The organism is Bacillus sp. CH30_1T, from assembly GCF_008364765.1.
Classification (GTDB): Bacteria; Bacillota; Bacilli; order Bacillales; family Bacillaceae_B; genus Rossellomorea.
Window position 1 is genome coordinate 774,335 of sequence record NZ_VTUY01000004.1, and the last position, 10,134, is coordinate 784,468.

General features: G+C 38.7%; 10 protein-coding genes. 4 read left to right on the top strand and 6 right to left on the bottom strand.

All coding sequences use genetic code 11. The features are described from left to right. Positions 1–130 precede the first annotated feature (130 nt). From F0342_RS11435 to F0342_RS11455, 5 genes are all read right to left on the bottom strand, one after another. Positions 131–1,384 (bottom strand): M24 family metallopeptidase, encoded by a 1,254-nt coding sequence (locus F0342_RS11435; RefSeq protein ID WP_149156043.1) that lies wholly within the window; start codon positions 1,382–1,384, stop codon positions 131–133. 132 nt (positions 1,385–1,516) lie between these two features. After that, complete coding sequence (locus tag F0342_RS11440) at positions 1,517–2,476, bottom strand: ArsA family ATPase (protein WP_149156044.1); 960 nt, start codon at positions 2,474–2,476, stop codon at positions 1,517–1,519. A gap of 23 nt (positions 2,477–2,499) precedes the next feature. Beyond that, the gene (locus F0342_RS11445; RefSeq protein ID WP_149156094.1) at positions 2,500–2,757 is read right to left on the bottom strand and encodes a cory-CC-star protein; all 258 of its coding nucleotides are present in this window, start codon (positions 2,755–2,757) and stop codon (positions 2,500–2,502) included. A 136-nt stretch (positions 2,758–2,893) separates the two neighbouring features. Then, entirely contained in the window at positions 2,894–4,633 is a 1,740-nt protein-coding gene (locus tag F0342_RS11450) for a carbon starvation CstA family protein (protein WP_149156045.1), read from the bottom strand. A gap of 173 nt (positions 4,634–4,806) precedes the next feature. Continuing rightward, complete coding sequence (locus tag F0342_RS11455; protein ID WP_149156046.1) at positions 4,807–5,211, bottom strand: sporulation protein; 405 nt, start codon at positions 5,209–5,211, stop codon at positions 4,807–4,809. 129 nt (positions 5,212–5,340) lie between these two features. Here F0342_RS11455 and F0342_RS11460 point away from each other — a divergent pair, with 129 nt between their 5' ends. Then, entirely contained in the window at positions 5,341–5,670 is a 330-nt protein-coding gene (locus tag F0342_RS11460; RefSeq protein WP_149156047.1) for a YckD family protein, read from the top strand. Between the two features lie 58 nt (positions 5,671–5,728). Here the strand turns inward: F0342_RS11460 and F0342_RS11465 are convergent, their stop codons facing one another. Further along, a complete protein-coding gene (locus F0342_RS11465; RefSeq protein ID WP_149156048.1) occupies positions 5,729–6,748 on the bottom strand; it encodes a threonine aldolase family protein in 1,020 nt (339 codons plus the stop codon). A 220-nt stretch (positions 6,749–6,968) separates the two neighbouring features. Here F0342_RS11465 and F0342_RS11470 point away from each other — a divergent pair, with 220 nt between their 5' ends. From F0342_RS11470 to F0342_RS11480, 3 genes are all read left to right on the top strand, one after another. Beyond that, complete coding sequence (locus F0342_RS11470) at positions 6,969–8,225, top strand: helix-turn-helix transcriptional regulator (RefSeq protein ID WP_149156049.1); 1,257 nt, start codon at positions 6,969–6,971, stop codon at positions 8,223–8,225. Positions 8,226–8,572: 347 nt separating this feature from the next. Further along, on the top strand, positions 8,573–9,805 hold the full coding sequence (locus F0342_RS11475; protein WP_149156050.1) for an aminopeptidase: 1,233 nt from the start codon (positions 8,573–8,575) through the stop codon (positions 9,803–9,805). A gap of 146 nt (positions 9,806–9,951) precedes the next feature. Continuing rightward, positions 9,952–10,134, top strand: a 183-nt coding sequence (locus F0342_RS11480) for a transposase (RefSeq protein WP_483861465.1), incomplete at its 3' end; no start/stop codon positions are given.

Sequence of the window (10,134 nt, forward strand, 5' to 3'; positions counted from 1 at the left end):
CCAAACAAATTATCTACAAAGGAGTAAATGAAAATTTTGTTAACTAATATATCAGTGTATCAGTCCATAGAGATTTATAAAAACAGCTAAAAAAATGAGTACAATTTCTCCAATTGTACTCATTCTCTCATTATATAAGATAGAACGTCATTTGCCTTTTTGCCATATATTCCAAACGGTTTTGAATGAACGCAACGGGTTCCTCAAGATAGATCGGGATAACCTGATTCCATTCAGGAATAAATTGTTTGATGTTGAACTCCATGGCATAGCATGTATTTGCTGTTAGAGGGAGGTCACCTTTTATGGGGATGTCTCTTTGTTGATCATATAATCCCATTAAGGCCCCTGCTTCATGGCAGTGGTTTCCTATGGGGTGAGAATAAAGCATCGCCTCTATCTCCTCATCTCTTGCCTTGTTCATCGCACTTTGAAATACTTCATTTCCTGTTCTTCCCACTTTCATTTCTTCTGTAATGATATCTTCAAACCTTAAGGCTGTTTGTAATGCGGATTGAAGACCTTCAGGAGCTTCTTCCTCGCCTGGATAGAGAATGTATGCGAGTTGCTGGGTGTCTGTCGCTAAACCGAGATAACGAATACCAAAATCCAAATGTACAATATCTCCACATCGAATGATTTCCCCTTCTAATCGTTCCAACGCTGCCCCTTTTCTTTGTAAATCCACCGTAGGGTAAAATGACGTTTCCATTCCTAAATCCAAGACGCGTTGCCTTATCCAATCGACTACATCTTCTGTCGTTGTTATACCTGGATGGATAACCGCTCCGGATAAAGCTTCTGCCGCTATTTGCCTCGCAAGTTCCGCTATTGAAGGATAGGCTGTGAGTTCCTTCGATGACCTAATTGACAGCCAATCAACTATGATGTGCTGAGCAGACACAAATTTATGTGAGTACTCATCGAGTAATATGCTTAAATGTTGGTAAAACGAATGACTTAAACCATCACTTGCAGCAAACGTCGGGGAATAGTTCAATGCAATTGTATCAGGGTAATGAACTTCTACAATTCGTTTAAGGCACTCCCATTGATCACAATCTTCCGGCTTCCAGACACGTTCATAAAATGGCTCAAAGTTCGGATTAGGATGCAGTACCCACCTTTTCATTTGTTGATCTCCGTCAAGATAAAACACTAGAATCGTCAATCTCCCGGAACCGTCTATTGATGACGGATAGAGACTTTTCAGAACAGGATCTTCATTATACTCTCTGCCCGCAATAATCCACATATCAAGATTATGCTTTTTCATTAAGGAAGGTAAAAGGGTATTAAGTCGATGAAATAGCCATCGGTTCTGTGTTTCTTCTCTTTTCTTCAACGGAAGAATTCCCTGTAAATGTTTCTTATCACCACTCATGGGTATCACTCCCTTTTTTCATTAATTTTATTACATTTTCGACAAAAAATGATTTTTCCCTTCAAAAAAATAAATATGACCATTAGATAAAATCCCCCCAATGGTCAGCAAGTTCCTATGTATACTCTTATGTTAAATGGTTCTTTCACCACTAATTACTTCTTTCTGTAGATAGTCTACAAACTCTCCGAGATGACGGGGTGAACAGATATCTTCTTCTAATAGAGGAATTCGATATAACGTCTGGTTTGTAAACTTCTCCCTCATCAGCTTTAGATAAAACTTTTCCTGGTCCCTCCTTTTTTGCAGGAACTCTCCATCTGCCTGAGTCGGGAGGATCTTATTTATGATCAGTCCTCCAATATTCAATCCATGCTTAGACATCAAATCAATGGCTTTTTCTGTTTCCAGTATCGGGAGCCTTTCAGGAACCAGTACAAAGATAAATCCTGTTCTTTTTTCATCCAGTAGAATCTCCCGTACTCTAGAAAACTTTTCACGACGCTTTTGCAGGACATCATAAATGGGGTCCTCTACCGGCTCGCCATCATTTAATAGCTGTGAATAGTTCTTGTTTGTTTTCTTCCTTCTTTCAAGCATCCCGTCCATCCAGACTCCCATGAGTTCAGGAAGAGATAAAAGACGTATCGTGTGACCTGTAGGTGCTGTGTCAAAAATGATCTTATCGAACTCATTTCCTTCTTCGAGAATGATGGAAACCATCCGGTCAAATAAGGCAGCTTCTTCTGCCCCGGGTGCTGAAGCAGCCATATCGATTTGACGGTGTACCTCATTAACCATCTTTGATTTAACCATTCCCTTTAAATTTCGTTTCACTCCGTTAATATAATCCTGTGTTTCAATCTCCGGATTAATTTCTATCCCCCATAGATTTTTGAGTAGGGGAGTTTTATCCCCCTTAATTTCCTTGTGAAAAATATCACCCAGGTTATGTGCGGGGTCTGTTGAGATGATTAGCGTCTTTTCTCCCTTATTCGCAAACATTAAGGCTATAGCAGAAGCAGATGTTGATTTTCCTACACCTCCTTTACCTCCTACAAAAAGAATTGACTGTTGTTGTAATTCATTCATGTACATATCCCCCTCCCTATATTTTAACAACATCTGATTCCATCCAAGGGCGAATGCTCCATTCCCATCCTTAAATGCCAATCGTGAAATTTCTCTATAATATACGGATAAAGTTCCAATGTGTAATAAAAAACGGGATTAGGCAGGCCAAGCATATCTGAATAGAGCAATAATAAGAATAAATCATCCTCATCCCTCAATTCCCTGGCGATTTCCGTTTTGTGAGGAAGGCGAATCATTTCATCGTATAGCTGTATGATTCTTTTAAACTTTTCTTTCATAGACGAATCCATTCGTGTTCCCCTCCCTATAGTTGTGTCTGTAAAGTGACATGATAATTTCGATAATCTTGTTCCTCCTTCAATAATAAGTAGAAAAAGGGCACTCGAGCCCGAGTCACCCTTATCTATCTCCTGACTAAGCAGAGAACTGTGAAGGATCATCTCCCTTTTTAGATAGGGAAGATGCTGCAGTAATTAAAATCCATAAAGTGAAAATGAGAATGATACTACCAAAGATAAAGAGCAGCATATTCCCTTCTGATTCACCAACACCTGACCATTCAAACACGACTTGGTTAATCATCGCCCATAAGGTCATGAACATAAGGAATACCATCGGAATTAAGGTAGCGATATAATTCCTTCCTTGACGCTTAAGCCAGATGGTAATCAAAAGTAAACTGATTCCAGCAAGCAATTGGTTGGATGTACCAAAAAGCGGCCAAAGAAGGTATCCACCCGACCCGAATCCTTTAGGGCCTTGAGGTAATAAAGTTAAGGCTGCACTTGAAACAACGGCAATCGTCGTTGCAACATGAGCATTAGTTAAAGGATTTACGTTGTACTCTTCTCCCAACTCGGCAATGATATATCGCATCAGTCGAACAGAAGAGTCCAATGTTGTTGCAGCGAAGCTCACAATGATCACTGAAACAATCGTAGCTGCGATATCAGCAGGAATTCCAACACCAGTTGCAAGTTGTCCGGCTCCTTGGATGAAGACACCCAGCCCAGCACCGCTTGCTGCAGCAAAACCACTGTAAGTCGCTTGGAATTCTTCCACATTCGGGAAAAATGTAATACATGCAATGATTGCTATCAATGCAAGTGCCCCTTCACCTACAGCTCCTAAATACCCTACGAAGCGTGCATCCGTTTCTTTATCCAACTGTTTTGACGATGTGCCTGATGAAACCAATCCGTGAAATCCGGATATGGCACCGCAGGCAATCGTGATAAATAGTAACGGGAACCAGGAAACATCTGCAGCTCCGTTTGTCATTGGTGCGGTAATTTCAGGATTTGTAAATAGGAGACCAAGATAAAGCAATCCTAAACCAACAATTAATTGATGGGAATTGATATAATCACGTGGTTGTAATAGCTTCCAAACCGGTAGAGTTGAAGCTATGTACACATAAATCATCAGAATGACGATCCACACGAGGAAAGCCATGCTTGTTGAACTCAAGCCAAACAATGATGTGGCCTCTTGTCCACCAAAATAACGAACTAAATCAATTTGCAAAAATTCAACCCGGCTGGCAATGACAGCTGATGCATACATGACTGCCAGTGCAACGATTGAAGGCATTAACATGCTGCCATTACGTTTGTAAACTGAATATCCAATCCATATCGCAAGTGGGATCTGAATGAAAACTGATACAACACTTGCAGGGAATGTAATAAATAGATTTGCGATTACCCATGCAAATACTGCATTAACCATTAATACAAGAATTAATATAATAAACAGAAATAGTACTTTTGCTCTTTTCCCTATTAACTTATTGGCTAATGAACCGACGGATTGTCCCTTATTACGGACTGAAAGAACCAAGGTTCCAAAATCATGCACCCCGGCTGCAAATACTGTCCCTAAAATGACCCACAGAAATGCTGGAAGCCATCCCCAGTAAACGGCGATTGCAGGTCCTACAATCGGAGCCGCCCCCGCTACAGAAGTAAAATGGTGACCCCAAAGAACAAACTTATTCGTTGGGACGAAATCGACACCATCTTTGTATTGGTGTGCAGGCGTCACATAATTCGGATCCAGACGGTACACCCTCTCAGCAATAAGCTTGGAATAATATTTATACCCAAGTAAAAAAACAATCCCTCCTATTACCGCTAACCATATTCCACCCATCAAATTCCTCCTTCTTCTTTTAATTTGTATACATTAAAATATCTGAATTTTTGGAATGTATACGCTTACTACATTTTACATTGGGTTTTTATGGATTTCAATGAGAACATTTACTCTTATTGTCTTATAAACCAAACAAAAAGACAGATTCATTAATAGAATCTGCCTTAGAGTTAAACGACGTATATGCTATCCTCATCTGTCGGATCTACCGCTTGGGGTATGTCTACTGTGGTTCTTAAAATGGTTTTGTTAGCATCCGTTGTTTTGGGATGAGCGGAAGATGTAGGAAACCTGAAAGAGATCCTCTTTTCTTCAGCCGCACCGATTGTTCCGATATTATCAAGGATAATCGTGTCTAAATCTTTTTCATGATAGGAAAAGTCACTATCTTTTTTATCCTCCTCATATTTTTCAAGAAGCAATAAACGAATTTCATTAATAGGCTGATCGGCCATACCACCGATCAAAACGACTTCACCTTCAATTGGATCTCCAGGAGAAACTTTAGTTTTGTGCACGATTGTATCTACTTTAACATGCCCTATCCCAATACTTGACAAAAACTGTTTAAACATATTTCAGCCACCTTTCCTATACCTAATTGTCTTTACCCTATCATGTACCCCTCTTATTCATCTATTCCTACATATTCTTCGAGTTTTCCGCAAACAATATGAGAGAAACATTGGAAAGGAGTGAATAAAATGAAAAAAATGGTTATAACTATCTTAGCTGTATTCTTGTTTAGCTTGAGTTTTGGTACATTTGCAGCAGCAGAAGGTGAACCACAAACACCTAAGGTAAACCTTACTGAAGAACAAAAAACTGAGCTTGCCAAATTGCATGAACAAATGTATTCAACAAAAAAAGAACTTGTGAACAAATATGTAGAATATGGCGTCTTCTCAAAAGAACAGGGAGATAACGTACTTAAAATGATGGAAGCTAAGTATCAAAAACTGAAGGAAAATGACTACATGATGAGATGGCATCCACATACACACCATGGAAAAAGACTAGATCAAAGAGAGTAAGCGGAAGGGCTTTTTTTGCCCTTCCCTACTTAAATGATCAGAATACCTCCTCCAGTAATCAGTAAAGGTTCTTCATAATTCCAGACACCTTGTTTATTTCTTCCATTGAAACATCATAATGAGTGGTAAAACGTACAAGAGTAGAGCCAAAGGTCACTGCCAGAATCCCCTTTTCTTTTAACTCATCAATGAATTGCTCTGATGTGACCCCTCTTCCCTTTACATCTGCAACGACAATATTTGTATCAACTTGATTGATTACTTCTATACCCTTACAGGCTTGAAGGGTTTCTTTAAGTACGATTGCTTTCTCATGATCTTCCACTAATCGTTCCCTCATAGTTGTTAATGCAACCAATCCAGGAGCTGCAATCATTCCTACCTGTCTTAAGCCACCCCCTAACCGTTTTCTCCACTTTCGGGCACGATTTATAAATGTATGATCACCTGCGACAATAGACCCTATAGGGGCACCCAACCCTTTGGATAAGCATATTTGCACAGTATCACAATGATCAGTGAACTCCCTAATATCTCTTCCACTAGCATATACGGCATTAAAGAGCCGTGCTCCATCCATGTGCACTGGAATTGAATGTTTTTTCCCAAGGGCATAGATCGCCTTCATATTCTCTGGAGACACAATTGCTCCACCTGCACGATTATGTGTATTCTCCACACAAATGAGCCCAGTTTCTGGAAAATGCTGATCTTCAGTACGAATAGCTGCTTCTACCTCAATCGGATCCATCTCTCCATTAGTCCCATCAATCGTACGTGTTTGGACACCTGCCAATGCAGCAACCGCTCCTGATTCATAGTAGAAAATATGAGAATTCGCTTCTAATAGAATTTCATTCCCTGGACATGTGTGTGTTAAAACTGCAACTTGGTTGCCTTGAGTACCACTTGTTACAAATAGGGCCGCTTCTTTACCAAGTAAAGTGGCCGCTTCTCTCTCAAGCTTTATGACTGTAGGATCTTCTCCATACACATCATCCCCTACTTCAGCCTCGAGCGCAGCCCTTCGCATTTCTTCCGTTGGTTTTGTTACTGTATCACTTCTTAAATCGATCAAAATGAAATACCTCCTCTTAAAACTTTAACTAGATTCATTATAACAAAGGAAGGCGTTTGACGAATCAATCTTCAGATGAATAAAAGACCATACAAAATACCCAGAAAAAATATAATTATAGGAATATTCAAAACATTTACCTTTTTTATATGTTACTATTTTAATAATCAATTACCTGAACGAAATGAGTAAATAAAGCCAGTTAGAGGAGAAGGATCATATGACAATCGGTTCTAAAATCCGCTTTCACAGACTAAAACGAAATTTAACACAAGAAGATTTATCAAAAGGGATTATTTCCGTATCATATCTTTCCAAACTTGAAAACAATCAAGTTACTCCGTCAAATGACATAATTAATTTACTCTGTGACCGATTAGGTGTGAATAATCTTCTTGATACGACTGACCAATTGAACAAACTACTTGAGAGATGGAACCATTCCTTACTGTGGAATAAAACAGAGGACGCCAAGTCGATCAATAAGGTCGTAAGGAAGGACCTTGATCAGACGGATGATCTCATTCCACATTTATTCTATAAGATCCTTTGCTTCCGTGTTCAATTAATTAAAGGGAACCTTCAGAACGCGTTGGAACACATGAAACAAATCCAATCCAATTATAAAGAACTGACCGATACATTAAAATTCTATTATCACAAATACAAAGGTAACTATTATTATTTGATTAAAGAGTACGATAAAGCTAAAGGAGAATTGAAAGAAGCTGAAACCTGCTATGTACTTGGAAATGTGATTAATGAAGAAGAAAGAGCTGATTTATATTATTTATTCAGCCTGGTATTGACCCGTTTAAATAGATATCGTTTGGCAATATTCTACGGAGAGAAGTCACTCTCTATTTTCCAAGGGGTCTACTTTCAGAAAAGATGTGCTGAGGTGCATTTGATTTTAGGAATATGCTATCGGCGTATACATTATAGCGAAGAAGCGTTAAAGCATTATGAGTGGGCCAATTTCATTTCTCAATCCATAGACTATACGTCGTTAAATTCAAAGGTAGAACAAAACCTGGGATATTTAAAATCATTTATGAACAAGAGCGATGAAGCCATTCAGCATTATTTGCGAAGTATTGAATTGAAAGGGTCAGACGAAGAAGGAAAGCTTTACTCTATTCTCTCTCTGGTCAAGGAATATTATAAAAAGAACCAATTTTCCGAGGTGCGTTTCTGGTTACCTAAAGGATTAAACCTTTGTTCTAAAGAAAAGTTCCCGGATAAATTTTATCAATTATCTTATTATCAGTTTGCTTTAAATGATTTCCCACAAGGTTTTGAAGCGTTTATGAAGGAGTATGCACTGCCCTTCTTTAAAAAGAGCGGATCCCATCTATTATATGCTGAGTATTCTAAATTCCTTGGCCAATATTACCAAGGGGTTAGAAAATATAAATATGCAGCATTTCATCTAAATGAAGCTAATCTCATTTATGAAGAAATGTTAACTGTATAGGAGGTGAAAGGATGAAAAAGGTGAAAAAATTATTACTAATCACAAGCCTGACTGCATTGGCACTCTCTGGTGTTGTCGTAATCAACTCAAATGAAGAAGAGTTTCCGCCATACTCAGGAAAATTATAAAAACAAAGCAACAAGGACTGGCCTTTTTTGGACCAGTCCTTTTCAATTGTTCAGCTCGTCTCGTAACCCCCATATGTGAACCAGTGCAAATGCGTATAAAGAAAGTTCACATCCTTTACGTATACCTATATCAATTGATTGGAAATTGCAATTATTCAATGAAATTTTCTGAATAAAGAGATATAGTTAGTATTGAATACATATCAAGGGGGATTTTAGATGAATACAGCATTTGAAAGTAAATTAGAAAGATACGCAGATTTAATCGTACAGGTAGGATTAAACCTGCAAAAGGATCAGGAACTTCTGATTTCTGCACCTATTACAGCGTATAAATTTGTTCGACTTGTTACTAAGAAGGCATATGAAGCCGGTGTATTAAATGTACTAACCGACTTCTACGATGAAGAGCTAAAGAAAATCCGCTTGGACAATTCTTCTGAGGAAGGACTGAAAGCGTTTCCTGATTGGAAGGCAAAAGGATTTATTGAAATGGCGGAAAACAATGTAGCGCTATTAAATTTAGCTTCACCAAATCCTTCACTATTAAGAGATTCAGATCCAAAAAGGGTTGCAATTTTGAACAGAGCTTCCGCTGAAGCAATGAAAGATTTTTCTGCTTATATCGGCGGCGGCAAAATAAGTTGGTTAATAGCGGCATTCCCAACAATTGAATGGGCTCAAACTGTTTTCCCTGAACTCTCTCAGGACGAAGCCATCGATAAACTATGGGAAAACATCTTTTATACAACCCGGACGGATCGGGAGAACACGGTTGCTCTATGGGAATCTCATATTAGTAATCTGAATAAGAACGCCGACCGTTTAAATGAAGGCAAATACAAAAAGCTTCATTATAAAGGACCTGGAACAGACCTTTCCATCGAATTTCACCCACAAACGAAATGGATCAGTGCCCAGTTCACAAATGATCAAGGAATTCCCTTTGTTCCGAACCTACCAACGGAAGAAGTGTTTACAATCCCAGTCAAACAAGGTGTGAATGGGACTGTCACGAGTACGAAACCACTTAACTATAGCGGTACGTTAATCAGAAACTTTTCACTGACATTTAAAGACGGTAAAGTGGTAGAGTATACAGCTGAGGAAGGATATGAAACCCTGAAAAATCTGCTGGAAACAGATGAAGGGGCCTCCTATTTAGGAGAAGTGGCATTGGTTCCTCACAACTCCCCTATTTCTAATACAAACATTATCTTTAACAACACACTTTTTGATGAAAATGCTTCTTGTCATATAGCGCTGGGTAGAGCATTATCAGTGTGTGTGGAGGAAGGCAAAAATATGACGGCGGAACAATTACGGAAAGTAGGCTTTAACGAAAGCATGATTCATGTAGATTTCATGATAGGATCGGCTCAGTTAGACATTGACGGCGAAAAGGAAGACGGAACGTTTGAACCTATCTTCAAAGCCGGTGATTGGGTTTAATATTTACTTTCGAAGGAAGAATAAATGTGCAGGCTTAAATAATTTATTTAAGCCTCAGCTTGTAGACAAAGTCTAAAAATTAGACCAAGTCTACAAGCTTTTTTTGTATAATGGAATGGAATCGATATTTTTGTGGGGGATATAAAATGTTATCAAAACACGTTGAGGATGGAAGAAATCAAATTGAAATGGTTGCGTTGGACCAACTTGTTCCAGAGGATCATCTGGTTAGGAAGGTTGAACAAGCGATTGACTTTGAATTTATTTATGACCTGGTAAAAGATAAGTATTGTTTAGATAATGGTCGACCGAGTATTGATCCCGTCGTT

Bases quoted from the DNA above. Each gene is read 5' to 3' on its own strand.
- F0342_RS11450 (WP_149156045.1), bottom strand. From the start codon at position 4,633: ATGGGTGGAATATGGTTAGCGGTAATAGGAGGGATTGTTTTTTTACTT.
- F0342_RS11435 (WP_149156043.1), bottom strand. From the start codon at position 1,384: ATGAGTGGTGATAAGAAACATTTACAGGGAATTCTTCCGTTGAAGAAA.
- F0342_RS11455 (WP_149156046.1), bottom strand. From the start codon at position 5,211: ATGTTTAAACAGTTTTTGTCAAGTATTGGGATAGGGCATGTTAAAGTA.
- F0342_RS11470 (WP_149156049.1), top strand. From the start codon at position 6,969: ATGACAATCGGTTCTAAAATCCGCTTTCACAGACTAAAACGAAATTTA.
- F0342_RS11445 (WP_149156094.1), bottom strand. From the start codon at position 2,757: ATGAAAGAAAAGTTTAAAAGAATCATACAGCTATACGATGAAATGATT.
- F0342_RS11460 (WP_149156047.1), top strand. From the start codon at position 5,341: ATGAAAAAAATGGTTATAACTATCTTAGCTGTATTCTTGTTTAGCTTG.
- F0342_RS11475 (WP_149156050.1), top strand. From the start codon at position 8,573: ATGAATACAGCATTTGAAAGTAAATTAGAAAGATACGCAGATTTAATC.
- F0342_RS11440 (WP_149156044.1), bottom strand. From the start codon at position 2,476: ATGAATGAATTACAACAACAGTCAATTCTTTTTGTAGGAGGTAAAGGA.